General features: G+C 68.1%; 22 protein-coding genes. 12 read left to right on the top strand and 10 right to left on the bottom strand.

The window, feature by feature from the left end:
- Nucleotides 1–38: 38 nt before the first annotated feature.
- Together acnA and prpB are read right to left on the bottom strand one after the other, a co-directional pair.
- Nucleotides 39–2,708 carry an aconitate hydratase AcnA gene (acnA, locus tag AAID08_RS14215; protein ID WP_395757776.1) on the bottom strand — a complete coding sequence of 890 codons (2,670 nt, stop codon included), beginning with the start codon at nt 2,706–2,708 and terminating at the stop codon, nt 39–41.
- A gap of 59 nt (nt 2,709–2,767) precedes the next feature.
- Nucleotides 2,768–3,676, bottom strand: a complete 909-nt coding sequence (gene prpB / locus AAID08_RS14210; RefSeq protein WP_054502479.1) for a methylisocitrate lyase — start codon at nt 3,674–3,676, stop codon at nt 2,768–2,770.
- Nucleotides 3,677–3,851: 175 nt separating this feature from the next.
- On the opposite strand from prpB, the gene prpR reads away from it, so the two are divergent.
- On the top strand, nt 3,852–5,798 hold the full coding sequence (prpR, locus tag AAID08_RS14205) for a propionate catabolism operon regulatory protein PrpR (protein WP_395757775.1): 1,947 nt from the start codon (nt 3,852–3,854) through the stop codon (nt 5,796–5,798).
- Between the two features lies 1 nt (nt 5,799).
- On the opposite strand, the gene AAID08_RS14200 is transcribed toward prpR, so the two are convergent.
- Nucleotides 5,800–6,759: a tripartite tricarboxylate transporter substrate binding protein gene (locus AAID08_RS14200; protein ID WP_054502480.1), complete on the bottom strand. Its 960-nt coding sequence runs from the start codon at nt 6,757–6,759 to the stop codon at nt 5,800–5,802.
- Between the two features lie 66 nt (nt 6,760–6,825).
- The gene (locus tag AAID08_RS14195) at nt 6,826–7,635 is read right to left on the bottom strand and encodes an amidohydrolase (RefSeq protein ID WP_054502481.1); all 810 of its coding nucleotides are present in this window, start codon (nt 7,633–7,635) and stop codon (nt 6,826–6,828) included.
- A 72-nt stretch (nt 7,636–7,707) separates the two neighbouring features.
- On the opposite strand from AAID08_RS14195, the gene AAID08_RS14190 reads away from it, so the two are divergent.
- Nucleotides 7,708–8,610, top strand: coding sequence for a LysR family transcriptional regulator (locus AAID08_RS14190; protein WP_081273488.1), 903 nt, complete (start codon nt 7,708–7,710; stop codon nt 8,608–8,610).
- 244 nt (nt 8,611–8,854) lie between these two features.
- Here AAID08_RS14190 and AAID08_RS14185 read toward each other — a convergent pair whose 3' ends face one another.
- The 5 genes from AAID08_RS14185 to AAID08_RS14165 all read right to left on the bottom strand — a co-directional run bounded on the left by AAID08_RS14185 (nt 8,855) and on the right by AAID08_RS14165 (nt 13,312).
- Nucleotides 8,855–9,991, bottom strand: a complete 1,137-nt coding sequence (locus AAID08_RS14185; protein WP_395757774.1) for a hypothetical protein — start codon at nt 9,989–9,991, stop codon at nt 8,855–8,857.
- 231 nt (nt 9,992–10,222) lie between these two features.
- The gene (locus tag AAID08_RS14180; protein WP_175167813.1) at nt 10,223–10,528 is read right to left on the bottom strand and encodes a hypothetical protein; all 306 of its coding nucleotides are present in this window, start codon (nt 10,526–10,528) and stop codon (nt 10,223–10,225) included.
- A 67-nt stretch (nt 10,529–10,595) separates the two neighbouring features.
- A complete protein-coding gene (locus AAID08_RS14175) occupies nt 10,596–11,822 on the bottom strand; it encodes a hypothetical protein (RefSeq protein ID WP_395757773.1) in 1,227 nt (408 codons plus the stop codon).
- Nucleotides 11,823–11,963: 141 nt separating this feature from the next.
- On the bottom strand, nt 11,964–12,593 hold the full coding sequence (locus AAID08_RS14170) for a glutathione S-transferase family protein (RefSeq protein WP_395757772.1): 630 nt from the start codon (nt 12,591–12,593) through the stop codon (nt 11,964–11,966).
- Nucleotides 12,594–12,694: 101 nt separating this feature from the next.
- Nucleotides 12,695–13,312, bottom strand: a complete 618-nt coding sequence (locus tag AAID08_RS14165; protein WP_343718856.1) for a TetR/AcrR family transcriptional regulator — start codon at nt 13,310–13,312, stop codon at nt 12,695–12,697.
- A gap of 134 nt (nt 13,313–13,446) precedes the next feature.
- Between AAID08_RS14165 and AAID08_RS14160 the strand changes: the two genes are divergently transcribed.
- The 7 genes from AAID08_RS14160 to AAID08_RS14130 all read left to right on the top strand — a co-directional run bounded on the left by AAID08_RS14160 (nt 13,447) and on the right by AAID08_RS14130 (nt 22,106).
- Nucleotides 13,447–14,517, top strand: a complete 1,071-nt coding sequence (locus AAID08_RS14160) for an MBL fold metallo-hydrolase (RefSeq protein ID WP_372413359.1) — start codon at nt 13,447–13,449, stop codon at nt 14,515–14,517.
- A gap of 398 nt (nt 14,518–14,915) precedes the next feature.
- A complete protein-coding gene (mqo, locus tag AAID08_RS14155) occupies nt 14,916–16,625 on the top strand; it encodes a malate dehydrogenase (quinone) (RefSeq protein WP_395757771.1) in 1,710 nt (569 codons plus the stop codon).
- A gap of 153 nt (nt 16,626–16,778) precedes the next feature.
- Nucleotides 16,779–17,759: a hypothetical protein gene (locus AAID08_RS14150; protein WP_231132884.1), complete on the top strand. Its 981-nt coding sequence runs from the start codon at nt 16,779–16,781 to the stop codon at nt 17,757–17,759.
- A 250-nt stretch (nt 17,760–18,009) separates the two neighbouring features.
- Nucleotides 18,010–19,335 carry an MFS transporter gene (locus tag AAID08_RS14145; protein ID WP_054502491.1) on the top strand — a complete coding sequence of 442 codons (1,326 nt, stop codon included), beginning with the start codon at nt 18,010–18,012 and terminating at the stop codon, nt 19,333–19,335.
- A complete protein-coding gene (locus tag AAID08_RS14140) occupies nt 19,332–20,351 on the top strand; it encodes a histone deacetylase family protein (protein WP_064523824.1) in 1,020 nt (339 codons plus the stop codon). The genes AAID08_RS14145 and AAID08_RS14140 overlap by 4 nt, the downstream gene beginning before the upstream one ends.
- Before the next feature lie 64 nt (nt 20,352–20,415).
- Nucleotides 20,416–21,387: a LysR family transcriptional regulator gene (locus AAID08_RS14135; RefSeq protein ID WP_054502493.1), complete on the top strand. Its 972-nt coding sequence runs from the start codon at nt 20,416–20,418 to the stop codon at nt 21,385–21,387.
- A 92-nt stretch (nt 21,388–21,479) separates the two neighbouring features.
- On the top strand, nt 21,480–22,106 hold the full coding sequence (locus AAID08_RS14130; protein ID WP_054502494.1) for a glutathione S-transferase family protein: 627 nt from the start codon (nt 21,480–21,482) through the stop codon (nt 22,104–22,106).
- Between the two features lie 96 nt (nt 22,107–22,202).
- Here AAID08_RS14130 and AAID08_RS14125 read toward each other — a convergent pair whose 3' ends face one another.
- A complete protein-coding gene (locus AAID08_RS14125; RefSeq protein ID WP_175167819.1) occupies nt 22,203–22,670 on the bottom strand; it encodes a DUF6389 family protein in 468 nt (155 codons plus the stop codon).
- Nucleotides 22,671–22,748: 78 nt separating this feature from the next.
- Between AAID08_RS14125 and AAID08_RS14120 the strand changes: the two genes are divergently transcribed.
- The 3 genes from AAID08_RS14120 (at nt 22,749) to AAID08_RS14110 (ending at nt 25,115) form a co-directional block, all read left to right on the top strand.
- Nucleotides 22,749–23,279 carry a GbsR/MarR family transcriptional regulator gene (locus tag AAID08_RS14120; protein ID WP_395757770.1) on the top strand — a complete coding sequence of 177 codons (531 nt, stop codon included), beginning with the start codon at nt 22,749–22,751 and terminating at the stop codon, nt 23,277–23,279.
- Nucleotides 23,280–23,388: 109 nt separating this feature from the next.
- Complete coding sequence (locus tag AAID08_RS14115; RefSeq protein WP_343718853.1) at nt 23,389–24,645, top strand: SDR family oxidoreductase; 1,257 nt, start codon at nt 23,389–23,391, stop codon at nt 24,643–24,645.
- The gene (locus AAID08_RS14110) at nt 24,642–25,115 is read left to right on the top strand and encodes a DUF2269 family protein (protein WP_395757769.1); all 474 of its coding nucleotides are present in this window, start codon (nt 24,642–24,644) and stop codon (nt 25,113–25,115) included. The genes AAID08_RS14115 and AAID08_RS14110 overlap by 4 nt, the downstream gene beginning before the upstream one ends.
- Nucleotides 25,116–25,176: the final 61 nt, after the last annotated feature.

The raw sequence follows: 25,176 nt of genomic DNA, 5'->3' as shown, positions 1-25,176 counted from the left end.
GTTGTCTCCTTGGTAGGGCGTGAGGCGCTGCCTCATCTTTATGGTTGTGAAACGCGCTGCGAATCCTCCAGGGCCTGGCGCAGCACGGCGGGCAGGATGCCGCCCGCGCGCCAGATATCCATTTCGTGTTCGTTGTCCAGGCGGCAGAGCAGCGCCAGCGTGCGCGGCGCGCCAACGCCGCGGATCACGCACCGCGCCTCGCCCTGGGGCGCCAGGTCGGCCGGAATCTCGAGGTCGAACGTCTCGCTGCCGTCCAGGCCCAGCGTCAGGCGCGTGACGCCTGACGGCAACTGCAGCGGCAGGACGCCCATGTTCACCAGGTTGGAGCGGTGGATGCGCTCGAAGCTCTCGGCAATGACCGCGCGCACGCCCAGCAACCGCGTGCCTTTCGCTGCCCAGTCGCGCGACGAGCCATTGCCGTAATCCTTGCCCGCGACCACCACCACCGGCACGCCCGCGTCGCGGTAGCGCATGGCCACGTCGTAGATCGGCTGGATCTCGCCGTCGGGCTGGTGGCGCGTCAGTCCGGCCGGGCCTTGTGGCAGCAGTTCGTTGACCAGCGTCGGCTGCGCGAAAGTGGCGCGCATCATCACGCGGTGGTTGCCGCGGCGCGCCAGGTAGGTGTGCAGCGCATCGGCCGGCACGCCCAGCGACAGCAGGTAACGCCCGGCGCTCGATTCGGGCGGGATCTCGTTGGCGGGCGAGATATGGTCGGTGGTGACCGAGTCGCCCAGGATGAGCAGGGCGCGCGCGCCCTCGATGCGCACCGCGCCGGTCTGCGGCGGCACGTCCAGATAGGGCGGGCGGCGCAGGTAGAGGCTGTCGGCGTCCCACGGATAGCAGGCGCCGCTGCCGCCGGGCAGGGCCTGCCAGGCCGGATCGCCCTCGAATACGTCGCGGTAGCGTTCGGTGAACATCGCCGGCCGCAAGTAGCCTGCCACCACGGCGTCGATCTCGGCGTCGCTGGGCCACAGGTCCGCCAGCATCACGGCCGTGCCATCGGCGCGCCAGCCGACCGCTTCGCGTTGCAAGTCGCGCATGACCGTGCCGGCCAGCGCATAGGCCACCACCATCGGCGGCGACACCAGGTAATTGGCGCGCGCCAGCGGATGGACACGGCCGGGGAAATTGCGGTTGCCCGACAGCACCGCCGCCACGCGCGGCGAGCCGTCCGCAATGCGTTGCTCCACCGCCGGCGCGAGCGAGCCCGACAGCCCGGCACAGGTCGCGCAGCCATAGCCGGCGGCGTGAAAACCCACCGCGTCCAGCGCGTCCTGCAGTCCGCTGGCGCGCAGGTAGTCGGTCACCACCCGCGAGCCGGGCGTGAACGACGTCTTGGTCCACGCCGCGGGCCGCAGCCCCAGCGTCCGCGCCTTGCGCGCCAGCAGCCCGGCGGCCACCAGCAGGCGCGGATTGGAGGTGTTGGTGCAACTGGTGATCGCCGCCAACACCACCGCGCCCTGCGGCAGGTCGGCATGCTCATGGCGGGGCAGGGCGGCGGTGGCCTTGGCGAAGGTCAACGGCACTTCCTCCAGCGGCAGGCGGTCCTGCGGCCGGCTGGGGCCGGCCGCCACGCGCGTGAACTGCGACAGATCGACCTCGACCAGCCGGCTGTAGCCGGGACGTTCCTGCGTGCGCCAGAGCCCGGCGGCCTGGGCATAGCGCCGCACGCGTTCGATGTGCACCGCGTCGCGGCCGGTGCGGGCCAGATAGGCCAGGGTTTCCTCGTCGACCGGGAAGTAGGCGCAGGTCGAGCCGTACTCGGGCGCCATGTTCGCCAGCGTGGCGCGGTCTTCCAGCGATAGCACGCCGTCCAGCGCCTCGCCGGTGAACTCGACGAACTGCGCCACCACCTTGGCCTCGCGCAGGACACGGGTCAGGTTGAGCACCAGGTCGGTGGCGGTGACGCCGGGCGCCGGCTGGTTGAACAACCGCACGCCGATGACCTCGGGCGCGCGCAACACCAGCGCGTCGCCCAGCATCGCGGCCTCCGCCTCGATACCGCCGACGCCCCAGCCCAGCACGCCCAGGGCATTGACCATGGTGGTGTGGCTGTCGGTGCCGACCAGGGTGTCGGGACAGGTCACCGCCGCGCCCTGCGGCGTGCGCCGCATGGTGGCCACCTCGGCCAGGTACTCGATGTTGATCTGGTGCAGGATGCCCTTGCCGGGCGGCACCAGGCGCAGATTGTCGAACGCGCCCTGGGCCCATTTGAGGAAGGTGTAGCGTTCGCGGTTCTGGCGGTATTCGCGCGCCTCGTTGGCCTGGCGCGCGCCGGCATGGCCGCCTTCCTCGGCGATCAGCGAATGATCGACGATCAGGTCGGTGGGAATGAGGGGATTGATGCGGCGCGGGTCGCCGCCGCGCGCCTGCAGCGCATCGCGCATGGCGGCCAGGTCGATCAGGCTGGGAATGCCGCTGACGTCCTGCGCCAGCACCCGCGTCGGATGCAGCCAGACATCGGCGGGCGCGTCCGGCGCCGGCGCGTCGGGATGATAGGCCTGCAACAGGGCCAACGCGTGCGGCCGATGGCCGTGGAGGGCACTTTCATGCCGCAACGCGTTCTCGATCAGCACGCGCGCCACGTAGGGCAGGCGGCCGGCCTGCAGGCCGTGCTCGGCGGCGAAGGCCGGCACGCTGAAATGGCGGCCATATTCCGCGTCCGGGTCATAGGCCTGCAGATAGGGATCTTGCTCGGGGGGCTGCACGATGCGTTTGTCTCCGTTCCGTTGTCGCCGGGTCGGCGCCCGGCTGTCTTCAGCGCGTATCAGGCGGCCTTGCCAGCGTACAGCGCGTCCAGCCGCGCTTCATAGGCGAAATAGCCGATGCTTTCATAGAGTTCCATGCGCGTCTGCATCTGGTCGATCATGCCGCGCTGGGTGCCGTCGCGGCGGATCGCCTCGTAGGTGCGCTGGGCCGCGCGGTTCATGGCGCGAAACGCCGACAGCGGATAGAGCACCATGGCGACCTGGGCGGCTGCCAGTTCCTGCACCGTCAACAGCGGCGTCTGGCCGAATTCGGTGATATTGGCCAGGATGGGCGCTGGCAGCGCGCGGGCGAAATCGCGGAAGCCCTCGAGATCGTGGACCGCTTCGGGAAAGGCGATGTCGGCGCCGGCCTCGATGCAGGCGGACAGCCGCTCCAACGCGCTCTGCCGGCCTTCGCTGGCCAGCGCATCGGTGCGGGCGATGATGACGAAGTGCGGATCGGTGCGGGCGTCGACCGCCGCCTTGATGCGATCGACCATCTCCGGCAGGGACACCACTTCCTTGTTGGGGCGATGGCCGCAACGCTTGGCGCCGGCCTGGTCCTCGATCTGCATGGCGGCGGCGCCGGCGGCGATCATCGAACGGGTGGTGCGCGCCACATTGAAGGCCGACGCGCCAAAGCCGGTGTCGACATCGACCACCAGGGGCAGGGGGCAGACCTCGGTGATGCGGCGCACGTCCGTCAGCACGTCCTCCAGGCCGACGATGCCCAGGTCGGGCACGCCCAGCGAACCCGCCGCCACGCCGCCGCCCGACAGGTAGATGGCGCGAAAGCCGGCCTGCCGCGCGAGCAGCGCGTGGTTGGCGTTGATGGCGCCGACCACCTGCAGAGGCTGCTCGGCCTGCATCGCCATGCGCAGCCGCAGGCCGGCGCTGGCCGGCAGGTCGGGTTCGGGGGAAGTCATCATGGGGAGCTCCGTGGTGGGTAAGGGCAGGGGAGGAATGACTTCCATCAAGCAAGATACATGCCAATCGCATCCGCCCTGGGGCCGAAGGCGGTGGAGCGGGGTAGGGTTTTCATAATTGAAATGCGGCCATCGCAATGATGAAATCCCCTCTTCGAGTTTCGTTACCGGTGCCGCCATGCTGACTGTCCCGACGCCCGTGGAATCCGACCTGGCGGCGCTGCCGCGCATCTGGGCCGTGGGCGTGGCGCGCATCGCCCGCACCTTCGCCCAGATCCTGCCCAGTTATGCCCAGCGCGGCGAATTCAAGCTGATCGAGGCCGGTTTCGACGCGGCCGCCAGCGTCATCAACGAGGCCGCGCGCCAGGGCCGCGTCGACGTGGTGGTGGCCGCCGGCCTGAACGGCAGCTATCTGCGGCGCCACGTCACGGTGCCGGTGGTGCAGGTCAAGATCAGCGGCTTCGAGGTCATGAACGCGCTGGCCACCGCACGCCGGATCTCGCCGCGCGTGGCCCTGCTGGGCCAGCACGCGCAGTATCCCGAGCTGCAGACCTTCATGCAGACCTTCGCCGTCGACATCCTGGTGCGCACTTACCGCGACCAGGACGACGCGCTGGCGCAGGCCAAGCAGCTCAAGGACGAAGGCATCGAGGTCCTGGTCGGTTCGGGCCTGATCGTCGACTACGCCGAGCGCATGGGGCTGGCCGGCGTGCTGGTGTATTCGCTGGCCACGGTGGCCGCGTGCATCGAGGACGCCATCGAGATCACGCGCCTGCAACGCGTCGAGTCGGGCCGGCGCGACTACCTGAACGCCGTGCTGGCCAATCTCGACGAGGGCGTGGCCGCCGTCGACGCCGCCGGCCGCGTGCAGGCGCTCAATCCCGCCGTCGAACGCCTGCTGGGCATCACCGCCGCCGGCCTGGCCGGACGGCGGCTGGAGGAAATATCGCCGGCGCTGTCGCTGGACGAGGTGCTGCGCACAGGCAAGCGCGAAGCCGAATCGGTGCATCGGCTCGGCGGCAAGATGGTGGTGGTGAACCGCATTCCGCTGGCCAGCGGCGCCGGCCTGTCGGGCGCGGTGCTGACCTTGCAGGAAGCCGGCGCCATCCACCGCGCCGACCGCAGCCTGCGCACGCGGGCCCGCACCCCAGTGCGCACCGTGCGCTACACGCTGGACGACCTGCACGGCCAGTCCGCCCCGTTGGCAAAGGCCCGCATGCTCGGCCTGCGCTACGCCCGGGTCGATTCGACCGTGCTGATCGGTGGCGAAAGCGGCACCGGCAAGGAAGTCATGGCCCAGGGCATCCACCAGGCCAGCGCGCGCCATCATTTCCCCTTCATCGCGGTCAACTGCGCCTCGCTGCCCGAAACCCTGCTGGAAAGCGAGCTGTTCGGCTACGAGGACGGCGCCTTCAGCGGCGCGCGCCGCGGCGGCAAGCCCGGGCTGTTCGAGGCGGCCCACAACGGCACGCTGTTCCTGGACGAGATCGGCGACATGCCGCCGGCGTTGCAGATCCGCCTGCTGCGCGTGCTGCAGGAGCGGCAGGTGATGCCCGTGGGCGGCAGCGAACCGGTGCCCGTCAATGTGCGCATCATGGCTGCCACTCATCGCGACCTGGCGGCCATGGTGGCGGCCGGCGCGTTCCGCCAGGATCTCTTTTTCCGCCTGAACATCCTGCGCATCGACATGCCGACACTGCGCGAGCGCCGCGACGACATCTGGCTGCTGGCGCAGCACCTGTACCAGCGGGTGCGGCAGAACCTGGGCCTGGCCGGCGAGCCGCCGTTGCCCGAAGCCTTGCGCGACGCGTTGCTGGCGCACGACTGGCCTGGCAACATCCGCGAACTGGAGAACGTGCTGGAACGCCTGGCGGTGTTCCTGGCGGAAATGCCCGAGACACCGCTCGACCCGGAAGTGCGGCGCATCCTGGCCGACGTGGCGCCGGAACTGACGCGAGGCGCCGCCCGCTCGGAGCCGGGCGACCTGGCCTCGCACGGCCGGCGCCAGCAGGCGGCGCATGTGCGCGAGGTGCTGACCCGCTGCGGCGGCGACCGGCGCAAGGCCTGCGAACAGTTGGGAATCAGCCCGACCACGCTGTGGCGGTGGTTGCGCGCGGGCGCTTGACTCATTTCGACGACAGCTTGAGCCCTTCGGCGACCTTGCCCAGTGCGGCATACTCCCGCTCGATCTGCGCGCGGAAGGCGTCGCCCGTCACGATGGCGATCTGTTCGCCCGCATCCTCGACAAAACTGCGCGTCGCCGCGGATTGCGCCGCGGCGGTGAATGCCCGCTCCAGCGCCCGCACGCGCTCGGGCGGCGTATTCCTGGGCGCCAGAATGCCGCGCCACAGCAGCGTCTGTTCCTCGCCCAGGCCCAGTTCGTTCAGGCTGGTGGCTTGCGGCAGCGCCGCTACTTTGTCGGCCGAGGTCAATTGGAGGCATTTGACCTTGCCGCTCTTCACGTAGGGCAGCACCGGGGGAATGGATCCCACATACATGTCGATGTGCCCGCCCAGCAACGCCAGCAGGGTGTCGCCAGCCCCTTTGTAGGGAATGTCGCGTTGATGGATGTCCTGGCGGTTGAAGATCCGTTGCGCGGCCAACTGTCCCGGGCCGCCCGCGCCATCGGTGCCGAATGTATAGCGATTCGGCGCCTTGCGCAGCAACTGCATCAGTTGCTTGCCGTCGTCCGCGGCGAAGTCGTGCTGCACGCACATGACGTAGGGCGCGCTGGTCAACTGGGCAACGGCAATGTAGTCCTTGGGCGTGTAGGAAACCGGCGTGGTGTGCGGCGCCACCGTCACCGGCCCCAGCCAGACCCCGGCGATCGTGTTGCCGTCGGGCGCGGCGCGCACCATCTGCGTGACGCCGATGCTGCCGCCGGCGCCGCCCACGTTGACCACCACCACCGGCGCGCCCAGATGCGGTTCGGCGTCCTTGGCCAACATGCGGAAGAAGCCGTCGGTGCCGCCTCCCGCCGTGGTGGGAACGATCAGGCGGATCGGCTCGGCGGCAAGGGCGCCGCCCGCGATCAGCGAGCCAAGGGCCAGGGCAAACGCCCGGGCGGTGAAGGAAAAACGGGGCATGGCGGTCTCCTGAGGTGGCGCCGCCTGAAAGCCGGCGCCACGGGTCGTTGATTGTTATGGGAAAAATCAGCCTTCAAAATCGAACAGCAGCTTTGGGGTATCGCGCAGGATGATGTCGCGCGGGCCCGGGTCGGGCAGCCAATCGCCCAGCCAGTCCAGGCAGCGCCCGTAGTCGACCTCGCTCTCGTGCGATACCCACGGCCAATCCGTGCCCCAGAGCAGGCGCTGCGCGCCGGCTTCGCGCAGCAGCAGGGCGCTCAACGCCGCCGCATCCTGGCCCGCCAGACGGTAGGGCGCGGACAGCTTGATCCAGGTCTGGCCCTGGGCAAGCGCTTCGCGCAACAGGCCCAGCGTCGGAAATCCCGGCGTCAGGCCGCCAAAATGGTCCAGGACCAGCCGCACGCCGCTGGCCAGGATCGGAGGGAGCACCGCGGCCAGATGCTCGCCTTCGACATAGACCTCGACGTGCATGCCGCGCTCGCGCAACCTTGGATAAAGGGCGCGGTAGGCGCGGCTGCCGCTGTCTGGCAGGGGCCGGCGGCGCAACCAGTTCAGGCGCACGCCGCGCACGCCATGGGCGTACAGCATGTCCAGCTCCGCGTCGCCGATCTCCGGCTCGACGAGGGCGGTGCCGCGCAGGCGGCCGCCCGCGACCTGCAATGACCGCAGCAACAGGCCGTTGTCGCTGCCGTAGAAGCTGGGCGCGGTCAGGACGCCATAGCGGATGCCGTGGGCGTCCAGGACTCGCAGGTACTCATCGACTTCGGCATTGTGCAAGGGCGCCGAATGGCGGCCGGCAACCAGAGGCAGATCGGTGCGCAGGACGTGGGCGTGGCAGTCCGCGGCGCCAGCGGGAAGATTGAGCGGGGGTGTCATGCACGGCATCCTATCAATAGGATTTACTTTCTTCTAATTAAAGTTCCTGGCGGTTATGTATAAAATTTCCTGATGAGACGATTTTCCATTCCCCAGATGGAGGCCCTGCTGGCGATCGCCCGGCTGGGTTCCTTCCAGGCGGCCGCCGAGCACATGAATGTGACCCAGCCGACCATTTCCCTGCGCATCCGCGAACTGGAATCGGCGCTGGGCGTACGCCTGTTCGAGCGCGAGGGCAGGCGAGCAGTGCTGACAGCGGAAGGGGTGCTGGCGCGGCGCTACGCCGAGCAGGCGGTCGGCGTGCTCGATGAACTGGAAACCCGCCTGCGCACCGGCGACCCCTTACAGGGCCGGCTGCGGGTGGGCGCGTCGGAAACCATGGCGATGGCGTGCCTGCCGGCCATCGTCCGGCAACTCGAACAGCGCTATCCGCGCCTGCAGGTCGAACTGACCATCGCCAACAGCCTGGTGCTCAGCGAGCGCCTGAACACCAACCAGCTCGATATCGCCTTTCTCATCGACGCCGGCGTCAGCCATCATTTGCAGGTCGAACCGCTGGCCTGGGCCGAGGTGGCCTGGATCGGGCTGGACCCGCGCCCGCGGTTGCGGGCAGTGGACCTGGCCGCGCAGAAATTATTCGTGGTGCCGCCGCCGTCGCCGCTGCACCAGGTAGTGGCCGCCTGGTGCAGCCAGGAACGCACGCCATTGCCGGAATTCAGCACCTGCACAAGCGTGGCCATCATCGTCGGACTGATAACCGCCGGCGTCGGCATGAGTGCGCTGCCGGTCAGCGTGATGGCCGACGCGCTGGCCAGAGGCACCGTGGTGCGCTACGAACAGGAGCGGCCGTTCGCTCCGCTGCGATTGTGCGCGGCATATCCGCGGGTGGCCGACATGGCCGGGCTGGACGCCGTGGTTCGTATCGCAAGGCAGGAACTGGCGCAGGCGCCGTATTTTTCGGTGATCGAGGCTTGAAATCGGGAAAGGCGCGGCGGTTGGACGGGATGGGAATGCACGCCGCTGTGGGTCTCGTCGTAATACGCATAATGTATATTATGTAAAGTAAGATTATCTCCTCGGACCGCCGAGTTCAGGCCGCTCGAACCAGCAACACCGGCACCGAGGCGGCGCGCACCACGCCTTTCGCGCAACTGCCGAGCAAGGCTTGTTGACCTTTATCAAGCAGGAATCGCCGCGCCCCTATTTTGAACTGAGGTGATCACCGTCCCTGCAGCCCGACCAGCGCGGCCGCCAGGTCATCGCGCGCCTGGCCAGGCGCGGCGTGGTCGAGCGCCTGCCGCAGCGGTGCGACGGCGGCCTGGCCCGTCCGAAGCAGCATTGCCTGCACGGATGACCGCAGCATCGGATCGTCACTGCGCAGCCGCGCGTCGATCGCCGCCTCGATCACCGCCGATGCAATTTCAGCCGGCAAAGGCCAAGATTCACCCACCACCGCCGCCATCATCGTCGCCTTGTCCACGAGCCGTGTGGCGTCGGCCTCCCCTTTGATCGAGCCCGCAAGATACAGCAGCCCGGCCGGGCCGCTCTGCGCGAGCGTGCGCCACGTGACCCTGGAGGACGTGTTGGAGCGCGATACGGCATCGATCATCGCCTGTGCGATGGCGTCATCGGGCTTGGGAAAGCCGCCGAGCGTGACGATGAGGTGTTCACGCGCTTCATCGGAGGGAGCCCTTTCCAGTGCCAAGATCAGCTCGCGCACGATATCGCGATAGCCTGTGGACCCTGGCCCCAGCGTCTGGGCGATCTGGATGCGGACAGCGGGCGATGTTGATGCCGCGCTGGCGGCATCGAGTTTCAGGCGCACGTCGTCCGGCAAGGCCAGGCCTGCGGCGATCTGCGCCAGATCTCCCAGCGTTCTTTCATCCCGCGTGTCGCGGATGGCCTGAAAAACGGTCTCGGACGCCCCTCGAGTCGCGGTCCATAGCGCCGTCCGAGTTGAAGCACGATCCGGCTCCGCCTGCGCCTGCCGCAAATGCGCGAGCAAGGGGCCTGCCATGGCGGCGCGTCCAGGCGCGTCGGCCACGGCGAGAATCCTGGCCACCGCGTTCATGCGCGGCTGCGGGACATTGCCGGCCATGTCCCGCGCCATGGCCTGTATCAACGCGTCGGACAGGCCGACGCCGCCTTGACGGCGTTGCGAGAGAAACGGCGCCGTCCAGAGCTGTTCGGCCAATGCCTGCGCGGCCTGGGTTTTCTCGCCTTCGTCCTGCGCGGCCACATAGCGGCGCGCGATCTCAGCAAACCTGCGCTGGTGCTCCGCCGACAGTTCCTCGCGCGGCGGGGACTGCCGGGGCGGGTCCGGAAGACCGGCCGCGGCGGCTCCGGCGGCCGTCAATCCCAAGATGGCTGACAGCCCGAATGGCCGCAATGCCGGGCCGCATGCCCGCCACGCCGGTCGCCGCACGGCGAGCCTGCGCAGGTTGTGTGCCCATTGCCAAAACGTGTTGATAGGTCAGGCTCCGTATTCAGGTAAGGACGCTGGTCACGCTTCCGGGTGGATACCCAGTGCGGCGAGAGTCCGTATATTAGCCGGCGCTCCTGGCGGTCGCCGGTCGCGCTACGACACTCAGCCCGGATGGAACTTGTACAGCGCGCATGCCAGAAAACCCGCTGCCAGCGCGAGATGGATGGCAATCCCCTGCCGGCCTTGCAGGATCGACGCGGGCCGTCTTGCGCGGATCGCCCAGGCGAGCAAGCCGGAATGCGCCAGCAGCAGGCCGACCGGCCACAGCGCCAGGTAAAGCAGCACCCCGAGCGGGTCGGGGCCATAGCCGTCGCCATGGCGCGGCGCTTCATAGACGGCGGCGGTGATTGCCCAAACCGCGAGCGTCAGCAGGCTCACAATGAAACTTATCCGGTAGTACAGAAACAAGGGATCCCCTTTGTTTTTGTGAAAGCGTCATCGCTCCGGTCATCGCGCTCATGCAAGCGTTCTCGACTCAATTTCCCAGCAGCCGCACCGTCTGCGGGTTGTAGCCGGCATAGGCGCCGGCGCCGCAGGCGACGACCGTTCGCGCTTGCGGCGGCACACCCGTGGCGCGCACGGCCAGCTCGCCGCCACGCAGCCGGAATTCCCGGAACCGCTCCGCGGCCACCGAGCCATCCGGCAGGAAATACAGCCGCACCCGTGGCAGCCCCTTGTCGGGATCCGCCTGGCTCGCGGCGCTGAAAGTGGGCACCACCGCCCTCGCCTCTTGCCAGCGCGAGGGATCTTCCAGCGTCTGCCAGCGCACGCGCAGCGGCTGTTCCAGGTCCAGCATGGCCGGGCTCCCGCCCCGTCCCGGGTCGCAGGGTTCGCCGGCCTGGCTGCGCGCTGCCTGGCCGCCCAGGTCCAGCGTCTGGCCATTGATTTCCAGGCGGGCGATTGCCTGCGTCGTGTAGTTGTCGAGGCTGACTATCGTCAGTCCCGGGGGGCGCGCGGCTGTCATGGCCTCCTCGGTCGTGCCGGCAAAGCGCTCGATGGTCGGCGCGACCTCGACGTGGTCGGCGTAATGGAAGTACTGATAGATCAGCAGCGCCGCCTCGCCGTAGGCGAATGCCGGCAGCAGCTTGTCCAGATCGGGCGCGGGCAGGCGCCGCAGAGGCAGGGAATCGCCGGCATTGCCATCCTGCGAGGAATACGCATAGCGCTCGATGTCTGGCTTCAGGTGCGCGCCGGCGTAGGGAAATGTGCCAGCCGCCACCAGGTTCGCACCGGGATAGCGGCGAAAGCGCGAGAACCGGTCGTTTTGCGCCGAAGCGGGTTCCATGTATGGCGAGCCGCCGCCATCGTTGGAAGATGCGGCGCGATAGTCCAGCCAGAGCGTGCGGCCGCTGAAGTTGACGTGGTTTTCAGTGATGGCCGGGTTGGCATCGCGGAAACGGTCGGCGCCCGCCCGGCGCAGGGTGTCGTCCACCGGCACGATCAGCAGCGCCAGCAGCGAGGGCAGGAACAGCAACGCGTGTACCCGGCCGGGCACCTTGCCGCGATCCCGCACCAGGTACGCGACCCAGGTCAGCGCCAATACGATGGCCAGCGGGCCGCCGTACAGAATGCCATACGACAGCAGCGCCGCCATGCCCCAGCCGAGGTTGTCGCTGAAGACGGCGAGCAGGCCAAGCGAGGCCAGCAGCGTCGCCAGCGCGAACGACACGATGATGCCAAACAGATAGTTCGTGATTTTCAATCGATCAGGCCTCGTCGGACTGCCCTGGGATGGGCGGCGGGGTCTTGGGGATGCGGCATGGGGATCCGGCCCCGGCAACGATAACAGAGGCCCGGATCTTGCCACGACGAACCCCTCTAAGGCGTGCCGCGGCCGGCCAGGTCAGGCCGGGTCGGCGCGTCCATCGGGCCAGGGATCGGCCCATGCCGGCAGGCGCGCCAGGCCATCGAGCCATTGCACGATGTTCGGGAACGGCGCCATCGGCATGGTGGATGTTCGCCAGTACGCCGCCATCGACGCGAGTTGGAAGTCGGCGATCGTCAGCCGGCCGCACGCGACGTGATCGCGCCGCTGCAGATGCGTGTCCAGCACCGCCGCGTACCGGTTGAAATCCTTGCCCTTGCCCGCCAGTTGGCTCTCGTCCGGCGGCCCGATGCCGAAGGTGGGTTTGACGATGTGCTCGAAGTAGTACGGCGACACCGCCTGTGCCCAGTGGCAATCGTTCCACGACAGCCAGCGCAGCACCTCGATCTGTTCCCGCGCATCGGTCGGCCACATGTCCGAGCCGGCCTTGACGCACAGGTAGGCCATGATCGCCGACGATTCCCACAGCCGGTAATCGCCGTCCACCAGGGCCGGCGCCTTCATGTTGGGATTGATGGCGGCGTAGTCGGGTCGTCGCAGCGCGCCCGCCATCAGGTCCATCTCGACGAGTTCGGCCTCGATACCCAGGTGCTTGATCAGGGCCAGAACACGCCGTGGCGCCTGCGCCTGGATCCAATAGATCTGCATGGGTTGCTCCTCGGGGTGTCGATAGGGTCACGACTTGCGAAACACCATACCCACGCGGCCGGCCTGGCGTCAAAGGACGTTGCATTGGGACACGGCCAACTTCATTCTCCGCGCCCGTAGCACCCCAGGAACATCGCCACCGCCGAATCCACCACCCGATCGCGCTCGGCCGCGCCTAGCGGCGGCTGCCCCAGCGTGACCTGCGGCCAGAAGGCGAAGCTTTTGATCAGCCCCTGCAATTGCTGGCCGGCGAATTCCGGGTCGACGTCGGCCAGGCGGCCGTCGGCGATGGCGCCGCGGATCCAGGCGGTTTCGCCGCCCTCCTTCGCGCCCATGCGGCAGACGATGGCCTGGGCCCGTTCCGGCGTGTGGATGATCTCGGCCATGGCGACGCGCGCCAGGTCGATGAAGTTGGGGTCGCCCAGCAATTCCAGCTTGCGCATCAGCAGGTGTCGCAACTGCGTAGCCAGCGGCTGGTCGGCGCGATAGGTCACGCCGGCGTTGGCGACGCTGCGGTTCCACAGGTGTTCCAGCATCAGCCCGAACAGCTCGTCCTTGCTGGGAAAGTGGTTGTAGACGGTGCGCTTGGACACGCCGGCGGCGGCGGCGATGCGGTCCATGCTGGTGGCCTCGTAGCCCGCCGTGCGGAATTCCTCCACGGCGGCGCTGAGGATGGCCTCGCGCTTCCTGTCGGTAAGCCGCTGTGGAGCTTCTGCCATGGGAACGTCCTAAGGAAAAGATAGCGAAAATTTTACACTCTGCGGTGTACTTTCAAGGAAAACGAAATTACACTGATCAGTATACTTTTTGACGGACGCCCTGTCCGTTCCCCCTTCCCCGCCAGGACTCCGCCGTGACTCCCTCGACGCCCGACGCTTCCCTCAACCCGCCGTCCGGCCCCGCCGGCCCGACGCATCATCGTGACGGCCGATTCCACAACTCCCGGCCGCGCCCGTCGCTCGGATTCTGGCAGGGCCTCAAGCTCACCTGGGCCTTCCTGTTCGGCAAGCCGGCCGGCACGGTGCCCGACCAGCCGATTCCGGTGCGGCCGCTGACCCGCGCCGACCTGGGCGCGGCGCCCGACCGCAGCCTGTTCCGGTTGGGGCATTCGACGCTGCTGCTGAAACTGCGCGGCCGCTTCTGGCTCACCGACCCGGTGTTCTCGAAACGCGCCTCGCCGGTGCAATGGGCCGGCCCGGCGCGTTTCCATGCGCCGCCCGTCGACCTGGACGACCTGCCGCCGATCGCCGGCGTGATCCTGTCCCACAATCACTACGACCACCTCGACCGTGCCGCCGTGACCCGGCTGGCCGCGCGCACGGGCCGCTTCATCGCGCCGCTGGGCGTGGGCGACCAGTTGATCGCCTGGGGCATCGACCCCGCCAAGGTCGAGCAACTGGACTGGTGGCAATCCACCGAAGTCGACGGACTGCGCCTGACCGCCACGCCGGCCCAGCATTTCTCGGGCCGGGGGCTGACCGACAGCGACCGCAGCCTGTGGGCCTCGTGGGTCATCGACGACGACGGCATGCGGGTATTCTTCAGCGGCGACAGCGGCTACTTCGACGGCTTCAAGGCCATCGGCGACGCGTACGGCCCGTTCGACCTGACATTGATGGAGACCGGCGCCTACGACAAGCGCTGGGCCTTCGTGCACATGCAGCCCGAGGAAACGCTGCAGGCCCACCTGGACCTGCGCGGCCGCTGGCTGCTGCCGATCCACAATGGCACCTTCGACCTGGCCATGCACGCGTGGCAGGAACCGTTCGAGCGCATCGCCACCCTGGCCGCCGCCCATGGGGTGGCGCTGACCACTCCGGAAATGGGCGAGCGGCTGGACCTGAACGCGCCGCATGCCGGATCGCCCTGGTGGCGCCTGGCCACGGCGCGCAAACCGCTCACCAGCCAGCCCGTCGCCGGCTGACGGCCGCGGGCCGCGCCGCCCAAGGCGCACCGGCCCGGCGCCACGAACGCGTGGCGCCAATGCGTTTACAATCATGGCGCAATGCGTATTGCGCCAAAGCCAATGCCCGCGACCCGGGTATTGCGGCCAGACGAAGCCGCTTCGTCTAGTCTTGGGCCTGCACGCAAGACCTGACACGGGCTCCCGCCCCAGGGATACCCGGCCGCTTGGCCGGGCGCCGGGGCTCGTCAGGCACCCACCCAACCCTGTTCGCAACCTTCCCCGCCCCGGCTTGGCGCCTTGGACGCGTGGATCGCTGTTTGCGTGTTTGATCGCCCCGGAGGTGCCCACGCCCCTTTTTCTCCGTAGAGCCTACAACGACAACAACATAATCCTTTGAACCGTAAGGTCTAATACCCATGAGAAAGTTTCTCAAAATCGTGGGCAGCCTGGTGGTGACGGTGGTGGTCGCGGCCGCCCTGTTCCTGTACTGGCCCCTGCATCAACGTTCGGTCCCGGCAGCCGACAACGACAAGCCCCTGGACGCCGTGCTCGTCGGCGGCGGCATCATGAGCGTGACGCTCGCCACCTACCTGCAGGAATTGCAGCCCGACTGGCGCGTCGAACTGTTCGAACGGCTGGACGGCGTGGCGCTGGAAAGCTCCAACGGCTGGAACAATGCGGGCACCGGCCACTCGGGTTTCGCCGAGCTGAACTACACCCCCGAGATGCCCGACGGTTCGGTCGACATCAAGCGCGCCATCAACATCGCCGAGCAGTTCGAGATCTCGCGCCAGTTCTGGGCGCACCAGGTCAAGACCGGCCGCCTCGGCCAGCCGTCGGACTTCATCAACCCGACCGGCCACATGAGCTTCGTCTGGGGCGATGACCGCATCGAATACCTGCGCAAGCGCCGCGATGCCCTGGTCAAGAGCCCGCTGTTCTATGGCATGGAATATTCCACCGACCCGGCGCGGATCCGCCAGTGGGCGCCGCTGCTGATGGAAGGCCGCGACGCGAGCCAGAAGGTCGCCGCCACCTACATGCCGCTGGGCACCGACGTGAACTTCGGCGTCATCACCAACCAGTTGACCCAGGGCCTGCAGCGCAACCCCAACTTCAAGCTGCAACTGCGGCATGAGGTCACCGCGTTGCGCCAGAACGGCGACAAGACCTGGAACGTCACGGTCAAGGACCTGAAGACCAACCAGGAGCGCACGGTGAAGTCGCGCTTCGTCTTCATCGGCGCGGGCGGCGCCTCGCTCAAGGTGCTGCAGTTGTCCGGCATTCCCGAATCGAAGAACTACGCAGGCTTCCCGGTGGGCGGCCAGTTCCTGGCCTTCGACGCGCCGGCCATCGCCGGCCGCCACGAGGTCAAGGCCTACGGCATGGCCGATACCGATTCGCCGCCGATGTCGGTGCCGCACCTGGATGCGCGCAAGCTCGACGGCAAGCCGGTGGTGCTGTTCGGCCCGTTCGCGCTGGCCACGACCAAGTTCCTCAAGCAGGGCTCGGCCTTCGACTTGTTCTCGTCGGTCAACCACAACAACGTCGCCAGCATGGTGGACGTGGGGCTGGAGAACCTGGACCTGGTCAAGTACCTGGTGGACCAGGCGCAACTGACCGACGCCGACCGCCACGCCCAGTTGCTCAAGTACTTCCCGCAGGCCAAGCCCGAAGACTGGCGCCTGGTGACGGCCGGTGAACGCGTGCAGGTCATCAAGCGCGATCCGGAGAAAGGCGCGATCCTGCAGTTCGGCACCGAAGTGGTGACCGACAAGGACAACACCATCGCCGCCCTGCTGGGCGCTTCGCCCGGCGCCTCGACCTCGCCGCCCATCATGCTGAACCTGCTGGCCAAGGCCTTCCCGCAACAGATGGAAGCGGGCTGGAAGGCGCGCCTGAAGGAGATCATTCCGTCGTACGGCCAGAAGCTCAACGACAGTCCGGCGCTGACCAACCAGATCCGCGCCATGACGAGCCAGGTGCTGCACCTGCCGTACGTGGAAGTGCCGGTGCAGGATGCCGCGCCCGCCGCGCCGGCCGTGACGCCGGTGGCGCCCGCCGCCCGGGAGCCAGGCGCGCCGCCGCCAGGCCGCAATGCCAACACGGAAATGCAGGCGCTGTAAGGCCCGCCCCGCCCTCCCTCGCCGGAGGGCTTTTTTTGCTCGCGATGCGGCTTGCGGGCACCCCCGCAAGCCGCATCGCGGCCGCGCTTTTACGCTACGCCGTCGCGGCGGATCGCCGGCGTCATTGTGCTAAGGTGCCCCATCGGCAACCCGATGATGACAAGCACAATGCGCCATCCCCTGATCCGCCCGCGCACGCCCTGCGCGGCCGTCCTGTTGTCGCTGTCCCTGGCCGCCATGGCCGGCCCGTCGCAGGCCCGCACGATCTACAACGACAAGGGCTTGCGGGTCGAAGAAACCGACATCGGCTTCCAGGACTACCTGGAAGGCAGGCGGCGCAACGCCAGCCAATACACCCTGGCCTACCAGCGCCAGCCGCTCTGCGGCAAGGGCGTCAAGCTGGGCGAGCGTTTCCTGCCGGCGGGCGACCCGCGCCGCGCGCGCGACTACTTCTGCGGCCCCGCCAAGCCGATCAACCCGCACGGGGTGCTGGCCTTCGTCACCCGCACCTCCGGCCACGGCAACCTGCTGTACCTGGATGTCGGCGGCGGCGATCTGCGCATCACCGACATCCCTGTGCAGAAGGAAGGCGACGGCGACAGCATCGGGGGCCTGGTGTTCCTGGACGCCGGCGAACCCGGCTGGACGCGCTACGAGAACGGCTGGTACGAGACCACGCTGATCCGCCACGAACCATTCAAGGCCGTGAGGCTGGGACCCGGCCGCCTGCTGGATATCGACAACGGCGTGGCCTTCCTGCTGGTGCCGCGCGACCAGGAGGTGCAGACCGTCAAGCCGGCCAGCCTGGGCCAGACCGCCAACGGCACGCCGGTGGTGATCGCCGCCGAGCTGCGCCAGCGGCCGACGCCCGTGCGGTTTCGCGCGGTGGACCTGGCCACTGGCCGCGAGCTGGCCAGCGTGGCCGCGGGCGATGCCTGCCTGGATGCGCCGAGCATGGATTTCTGGGGTACCGGCAGCGCTTCGTCGGCCCAGGTGCCGTATGCCGAGCTGGCCGTGTGGCGGTCGCGCAATCTGGTCTACGTGGCCGGGGCCAAGCCATCCTTGCGCCTGGCGGCGGCCAACGAACTGCGCCCGCTGGCCAATTGCCGGCGCGACTGGCAGCCGGCGCGCTGAGGCGCGTCCATGCCTGCCGCCCGCTTTACCGGGCGTACGGGGCACTCCCACGATCCCGCTGAACCGCTGCGCCAATCTCGGAGCGCGAGACGGACGCGGACGGTTCTGCGCGCATCGTCGCTCAATACTAGGGTTTTCACTCATAAATACGCTGAATTTCGCGGATAAGAATTCAGAATTTTTCTTATGCCAGGGGCGCGCGTATAACGGTTGGCGCAGCAATCTGAACCAACCTGCAAGAGAGAAAATCATGAGGGGAAATACCAAGACGGGCCACCAGCCGGTGCGCGCGTCGACCGCCGCATTCATCGGCACGATGATCGAGTGGTACGACTTTTATATCTACGCCACCGCCGCCGCGCTGGTGTTCGGCAAACTGTTCTTTCCGTCCGCCACTGGCTTTTACGGCACGCTGGCGGCCTTCGGCACCTTCGCCGTGGGCTTTTTCGCGCGGCCGCTGGGCGGCGCCCTGTTCGGCCACATCGGCGACCGCATCGGCCGCAAGAAATCGCTGGTCATCACGCTGTTGATGATGGGCACCGTGACGGTGCTGATCGGCCTGCTGCCGACCTATGCCTCGATCGGCTTCTGGGCGCCGGTGCTGCTGGTGCTGCTGCGCATCGTCCAGGGCGTTGCGGTGGGCGGCGAATGGGGCGGCGCGGTGCTGATGGCGGGCGAACACTCGCCCGACAAGAACAAGCGCACCTTCTTCGCCTCATTCGCGCAGCTTGGCAGCCCGGCCGGCCTGATCCTGTCGATGCTGATGTTCAAACTGGTGACCGGGCTGGACGATGCCGCCTTCCTGAGCTGGGGCTGGCGCGTGCCGTTCCTGTTCTCGGCGGTGCTGCTGGTGGTGGGCTTCGTGATCCGCCTGAGCGTCAACGAGTCGCCCGACTTTCTCGAGGAGAAGCAGGCCCAGGCCAAGCGCGCCAAGCCGGCCCGGGCGCCGCTGACGCAGGTGCTGACCGGCGCGCCGCGCCTGCTGGCGTTGGCCGTGGGCGCCAACGTGCTGGGCATCGCCGGGTTCTACTTCACCAGCACCTTCATGATCGCCTACACGACCCAGTACGTCGGCCTGAACCGCGCGGTGATCCTGGACTGCCTGCTGGTGGTGTCGATCATGCAGTTCTTCATCACGCCGCTGGCGGCCTATATCGCCAGCCGCGTCGGCAATCTGCGCTTTCTGGCGACGATGGCGCTGGTGTCGGTGTTCACGCCGTACGCCATGTTCAACCTGGTGGACCTGGGTTCGCTCGGATCGATCACGCTGGGCATCGGCGTGGCGGTACTGTTCATGGGCGCCTATTATGCGGTGATCGCCGGCTTTGTCAGCGACAGCTTCCCCACGGCGATCCGCTACACCGGGATTTCCATGGCTTACCAGTTGTCGGGCGCCATTTTCGGCGGCCTGACGCCGATGTTGGGCACGGTGCTGGCCGAGAACTTCAAGGGCCAGTGGTGGCCGCTGGCCGTGCTGTTCTCGGTGATTTCGCTGCTTTCGCTGGTATCCGTGCTGTCACTGGGCGCCTGCCGCCAGCGTCATGTCCAACTGCAACCCGAGGCTCGACAAGCATGAAGGCGTACTTCCACGACGATCAGAAACTGCATCATCCGCAGACCTATTTCTCGCGCGGCAAGATGCGCACGCCGCAGGAAGTGCCGTCGCGCCTGGACGCGCTGGCGCAGGCGGCGCGCAACCTGGGCTTCGATGTGCAGGCGCCGGCCGACCACGGCAGCGCCGCGCTCGAGGCGGTGCATACGCCCGCCTACCTGCGTTTCCTGCAGAACGCCCACGCCGACTGGAAGAAACTGCCCGAGGATTGGGGCGACGAAGTTGTCTCCAACGTCTTCGTGCGCGAACCCAACGCGCTGCGCGGCGTGCTGGCGCAAGCCGCCCGCTACCTGGCCGACGGCAGTTGCCCGGTGGGACCGCACACCTGGCATTCCGCCTACTGGTCGGCGCAATGCGCCATTGCCGGCGCCGACCGCATCGCGGCCGGCGACCGCCACGCCTACGCCATCTGCCGTCCGCCCGGGCACCATGCGCGCCGCGACGCGGCCGGCGGCTTCTGCTACCTGAACAACGCCGCCATCGCCGCCCAGCGCCTGCGCGACACCTACGGGCGCGTCGCCATCCTGGACACCGACATGCACCACGGCCAGGGCATCCAGGACATCTTCTACGAACGCAGCGACGTGCTGTACGTGTCGATCCACGGCGACCCGGAAAATTTCTATCCGGTGGTCGCGGGTTTCGAGGACGAGCGCGGCGCGGGCGAAGGCTACGGCTACAACCTCAACCTGCCGATGCCGCACGGTTCGCCCGAGTCGGTGTTCTTCGACCGCCTGCGCGAGGCGCGCGCCGCGATCGAGCAATTCCAGCCGGACGCGCTGGTGCTGTCGCTGGGTTTCGACATCTTCGAGAAAGACCCGCAAGCCATGGTGGCGGTGTCGGAAGACGGCTTCGAACGGCTCGGGCGCGAAGTTGCCGCACTCAAGCTGCCGACCTTGATCGTGCAGGAAGGCGGCTACTATATCGAGGGCTTGGAATCGAACGCCGCGCGCTTCTTCGCGGGGCTGGCCGGAACCTGAACATGGAACCGGCATGGCGGACGGAAACCGGCCTTGTCCTTTCGCCGGAATCCGCCACGCCGCCATGTGCCCTGCCCCCGCCCGCCCTGCCAACAGCCTGTCGCTCGCGCCCGAGCGCATGGACTGGAACCTGCTGCGCACCTTCATGTTCGTGGTGCAGGCGCGCGGCGTGGGCCGGGCGGCGCAGGCGCTGCACCTGAGCCAGCCCGCGGTCAGCCAGGCGCTCAAACGACTCGAGGACGCGGTGGGCGGCATGCTGCTGCACCGCCGCAACGGCGAGTTTCGCCTGACCGGCCTGGGCGAGGAGATCTACGCCGTGGCCCGCGACATGTACGGCGCCATGGCGCGCATCGAGACCGCCGCCTCGCAGGAGCGCGAGGAGGTCGCGGGCACGCTGCGACTGCTGGTCATGAGCCGAATCCAAAGCGCGGCCTACGACGACTTCCTGGCCGACTTCCACCAGCGTCATCCCAGGATCGAATTCCACATCGAGGTGCTGCCCAGCGCCGACATCCTCGACGCCCTGTCCAAGCGCGTGCCGGCGCTGGGCCTGTGCCTGTGCCGCAAGCCGGTCGAGGCGCTGGAGCGCCGGCTGTTCCTGCGCCACCACTACGCGGTGGTCTGCGGCCGGCGCCATCCGCTGTTCTCGCGGCCGCGGGTGGGCATCGAAGACCTGATGGACCAGAACTTCGTCTGTTTCGCCAGCGACCAGATCGGCGACACGCTGTCGCCGCTGACCATCTTCCGCGACCAGCAGGGCTTCACCGGCCGCATCGTCGGCACCTCGCCGCACATCGAGGAGGTGCGGCGCATGGTGGTGGCCGGGATCGGCCTGAGCTTCCTGCCCGAGCACCTGATCGTGCCGGACGTGGTGAACGGAGAATTGCGGCGCCTGCCGCCCAACGAGAGCGTGGCCGAGATCGACGTGTTCCTGACCTGGCACCGGCAGCGCAAGCTGAGCGCGGCCGAGACGGCCTACCTGGAGGCGTTCGAGCGCTTCCTGGCGCGCACGCCCCTGGCGGCCCGCGCCCGCTGAGCGGACGCTACCTCCCGTAGGCGGCGCCGGCGGTTATGGCGATAATGACCCCTTGCGCTTTGCCACCCGTCACCACCGCTCAAGAGGACGCCATGTCTCGTTGGACCTTCTACACCGCGCCGGGCACCTGTGCCCTGGCCACCCACATCGCCTTGCAGGAAGCCGGCGCCGAGTTCGACGTCGTCAAGCTGGATTTCGGCGCGGGGCAGCAGCAAAGCCCGGAATTCCTGCGCGTCAATCCCAAGGGGCGGGTGCCGGCGCTGGCCACCGAGCATGGCGTGCTGACCGAAACGCCGGCCCTGCTTGCCTTCGTGGCGCAGCGCTTCCCGGCGGCGGGGCTGGCGCCGCTGGACGACCCGTTTGCGTTCGCCCGCCTGCAGGAACTGAACAGCTACCTGGCGTCCACCGCCCATGTGGCGCACGCGCACAAGCGGCGCGGCGCGCGCTGGGCCGACGACCCGGCGGCGCACGAAGCCATGCGCGCCAAGGTGCCGGAAACCATGACGGCCGTGGCCGCGTACCTGGAATCGCAGATAGCCGGGCCCTGGGCGCTGGGCGATCGCTTCAGCGTGGCCGACGCCTATCTCTACACCATCGGCACCTGGCTGGAGGGCGACGGCGTGGACATGGCGCGCTTTCCGGCGCTGACCGCCTACCTGGCGCGGGTCGCGGCGCGGCCGGCGGTGCAGCGCGCCCTGGCACAGGCCAAGGCCGAATAAGGCGCGCCCGACCAAGCCGGGTTCGAGCAAGCCGCTTCCGAACAAGGGCGTTTGAACAAAGCACGTCCCGACAAGACTCGCGGCGCGCGGGCCGGCTCAGCGCTGGGCCGGCGCCGCGTCCGCCGACAGGCTGCGCGGCGTGGTCGTGCCGTAGTCCTCGTCCGCATAGATGCAGGCCGGCAGCGGTGAAACCGCCCGGCCGCCCCGCTCCCACAAGGCCTCGATCCAGTCGGCCGCGGTGTCGGCGATGACGTCCTGCACGCAGAAGCCGGGATCGCGCCTGAACATCGGCACCGGCGGCGTCAGGCCGGTTTCGCCGTGCACCACGTCAAACAGGTTGCGGTGGCCTTCGATGGCCTTGTTCAGCACGTACAGGTCGGGCCCGTCCAGGCCGATGACCACGGAGAACGTGCCCTCGCCGTCCTGGTCGGGGAAGATGCCGAACTGGATCTCGCGCGCCTTTTCCGGCAGGCGCGGAAACAGGCCGGCCAGCACGCGCAGGGCGGCGTCGGAGTGGGCATCGAGTTCACGCCGCAAGGCAATTTGGTAATCGTGTTGGTTCATGCCGCGAGCTTAGCGGATCACGGATATTTCTGTTATTTCTGTCTTGACAGAAATAACAGAAATACCTACAGTGGCCCCATGAAACTGACTCCGATCGCCGAACGCTTCATCCTCCATTGGGGCGAAATGGGTTCACGCTGGGGCGTGAACCGCACCGTGGCGCAGATCCATGCCCTGCTCTACCTGCTGGGCCGGCCCGTGCCCGCCGAGGAAATCGCCGAGACGCTGGGCGTGGCGCGCTCGAACGTCAGCAACAGCCTCAAGGAACTGCAGGCCTGGCGCCTGGCCAGAGTGGTGCACGTCATGGACGACCGCCGCGACCATTTCGAAACCTCCACCGACATCTGGGAGCTTTTCAAGCTGATCGTCGAGGGCCGGCGCCAGCGCGAGATCGATCCCACGCTGACTATGCTGCGCGACACGCTGGCCAGCCCCGAGATGGCCGACGAGACCCCGCTCACCGCCCAGCGCGTGCGCGAGACGCTGGATTTCCTGGAGATTCTCACCACCTGGTCGGACGAAATGCTGCGCCTGAAGCCCGACACTTTGATGAAGACGCTTGGCATGGGCGCCAAGATCAGCAAGACAATGCGGCGCACCAAGGGCTGACGACGTGGCGGGACCTCGATCCCGCCTTTTTTTGTCCACACATTTCTGTCTATACAGAAATATCAGAAATGAAAGAATCGATGATGCAGGCTCACGGAGGGCGGAATCCATGAACATCCTGGTATGCGGCGCGAACGGTTTCATCGGCCGGGCGTTGTGCGAGGCCCTGGCGCGCGATGGCCACCGGGTGCTCAGGGGCGTGCGCCAGCCCCGGCGGCAGGACGAGATCGCCGTGGACTACCTCTCCGACACGACACCCGAAGACTGGGTGGACCGGTTGCGCGGCATCCACGTCGTCATCAACGCGGTTGGCATCCTGGTCGAAGGCGGCGGCCGCGATTTCGACCGCATCCATCGCCGCGCGCCGATCGCGCTGTTCGACGCCGCGGTCCTGGCCGGCGTCAGGCAGGTGCTGCAACTGTCGGCGCTGGGCGCACAGCGCGGCGATACCCCCTACTTCCAGAGCAAGCGCGCGGCCGACGACCATTTGCGCACCCTGCCGGTCGCGCATCACATCCTGCGGCCGGCGTTGGTCTATGGCGAGCATGGCGCGTCGGCGCGCTTTTTCCGCGCCGTGGCGTCGCTGCCCTTGCACGTCCTGCCCGCCGGCGGGCGACAGGCGTTGCGGCCGATCCACGTCGACGAACTGGCCGAAATCGTCGTCCGGCTGGTGCGCGGCGCGGTGGACGCCCCGGCGGTGCTGGACCTGGCGGGCGGCACCGAAGTCAGCTTCAAGCGCATGCTGGCGACCTACCGTCAATCGCTGGGGTTCCCCGCCGCGTGGACCCTCGCCGTGCCCGGCGCGCTGATCAGCGCCAGCGCCCTGCTGCTCGATCGCGTGCCCGGTTCGCTGCTGACGCGCGACACCTGGCGCATGCTGCGCGCGGGCAACAGCGCCGACCCGTCCGCCACGGCGCGGGCGCTGGGACGGATGCCGGCGGGGCTGGAGACCTTCATCCCCGCCGCCGAGGCGCCTGCGTTGCGTCAGCAGGCCCTGGCGGCCTGGCGGCCCGCGCTGCTGCGCGGCGCGCTGGCGCTGATCTGGCTCTGGACCGCCGTGTGCAGCGCCTTCGTCTATCCGGTGGAGGGAAGCCTGGCGCTGCTGGCGCCGGTCGGCCTGCACGGATCGGCGGCCCTGGCGGCCCTCTACCTGGCCGCGGCGCTGGACGGCGCGCTGGGCATCGCCACCCTGTGGCGGCCCGGACGGCGGCTATGGGCCGCGCAACTCGCGCTGGTGCTCGGGTACTCCGCGGTGATCGCCATCGCGCTGCCGGAATTCCTGTGGCATCCCTTCGGTCCGCTGCTGAAAAACGCCGCCGTCATCGCGCTCCTGTTCATTCTGCTCAGCGAGGAAACCCAATCATGAACGCCTATCTCACGATCAAGACCCTGCACATCCTGTCGTCCGTCCTGCTGGTGGGAACCGGTTTCGGCACCGCGTTCTACCTGTTCTTCGCCAACCGCACCGGCTCGGTGCCGGCCATCGCAGCGGTCTCGAAGCTGGTGGTGCGGGCCGACCTGTGGTTCACCACGCCCGCCGTGGTGGCGCAGCCGCTGACCGGATTGTGGCTGGCGCATGCCACCGGCTGGAACTGGACCACGCCGTGGATCGCCGTGTCGATCGGGCTGTACCTGTTGGCCGGCGCCTGCTGGCTGCCGGTGGTGTGGCTGCAGTACGAAATGGCCAAGATGGCGGACGGCGCCCACGCGGCCGGCGCCGTGGCGCTGCCGGCGCGCTACTGGCGCTTCGCGCGCTATTGGGAATGGCTGGGTTACCCGGCGTTCCTGGCGATGGTGGCGGTGTATTTCCTGATGGTGCTCAAGCCAGCGCTATAGGCGCCGGGCAATCCGGCCCCAGCGGCTGGCCCTGCCCCACCCCTGTGGCGAGACCCGCGCC

This window comes from Achromobacter sp. EB05 (assembly GCF_044232075.1).
Taxonomy (GTDB): Bacteria; Pseudomonadota; Gammaproteobacteria; order Burkholderiales; family Burkholderiaceae_B; genus Achromobacter; species Achromobacter dolens.
Note: the sequence above shows the minus strand (reverse complement) of the source record. Positions and strands in the feature narration are given on the sequence as shown.

Bases quoted from the DNA above. Each gene is read 5' to 3' on its own strand.
- prpB (WP_054502479.1), bottom strand. From the start codon at position 3,676: ATGATGACTTCCCCCGAACCCGACCTGCCGGCCAGCGCCGGCCTGCGG.
- AAID08_RS14110 (WP_395757769.1), top strand. From the start codon at position 24,642: ATGAACGCCTATCTCACGATCAAGACCCTGCACATCCTGTCGTCCGTC.
- AAID08_RS14195 (WP_054502481.1), bottom strand. From the start codon at position 7,635: ATGACACCCCCGCTCAATCTTCCCGCTGGCGCCGCGGACTGCCACGCC.
- AAID08_RS14125 (WP_175167819.1), bottom strand. From the start codon at position 22,670: ATGAACCAACACGATTACCAAATTGCCTTGCGGCGTGAACTCGATGCC.
- prpR (WP_395757775.1), top strand. From the start codon at position 3,852: ATGCTGACTGTCCCGACGCCCGTGGAATCCGACCTGGCGGCGCTGCCG.
- AAID08_RS14200 (WP_054502480.1), bottom strand. From the start codon at position 6,759: ATGCCCCGTTTTTCCTTCACCGCCCGGGCGTTTGCCCTGGCCCTTGGC.
- AAID08_RS14170 (WP_395757772.1), bottom strand. From the start codon at position 12,593: ATGCAGATCTATTGGATCCAGGCGCAGGCGCCACGGCGTGTTCTGGCC.
- AAID08_RS14120 (WP_395757770.1), top strand. From the start codon at position 22,749: ATGAAACTGACTCCGATCGCCGAACGCTTCATCCTCCATTGGGGCGAA.
- AAID08_RS14135 (WP_054502493.1), top strand. From the start codon at position 20,416: ATGTGCCCTGCCCCCGCCCGCCCTGCCAACAGCCTGTCGCTCGCGCCC.
- AAID08_RS14115 (WP_343718853.1), top strand. From the start codon at position 23,389: ATGAACATCCTGGTATGCGGCGCGAACGGTTTCATCGGCCGGGCGTTG.
- AAID08_RS14130 (WP_054502494.1), top strand. From the start codon at position 21,480: ATGTCTCGTTGGACCTTCTACACCGCGCCGGGCACCTGTGCCCTGGCC.
- AAID08_RS14140 (WP_064523824.1), top strand. From the start codon at position 19,332: ATGAAGGCGTACTTCCACGACGATCAGAAACTGCATCATCCGCAGACC.
- mqo (WP_395757771.1), top strand. From the start codon at position 14,916: ATGAGAAAGTTTCTCAAAATCGTGGGCAGCCTGGTGGTGACGGTGGTG.
- AAID08_RS14150 (WP_231132884.1), top strand. From the start codon at position 16,779: ATGATGACAAGCACAATGCGCCATCCCCTGATCCGCCCGCGCACGCCC.
- AAID08_RS14190 (WP_081273488.1), top strand. From the start codon at position 7,708: ATGAGACGATTTTCCATTCCCCAGATGGAGGCCCTGCTGGCGATCGCC.
- AAID08_RS14165 (WP_343718856.1), bottom strand. From the start codon at position 13,312: ATGGCAGAAGCTCCACAGCGGCTTACCGACAGGAAGCGCGAGGCCATC.
- AAID08_RS14145 (WP_054502491.1), top strand. From the start codon at position 18,010: ATGAGGGGAAATACCAAGACGGGCCACCAGCCGGTGCGCGCGTCGACC.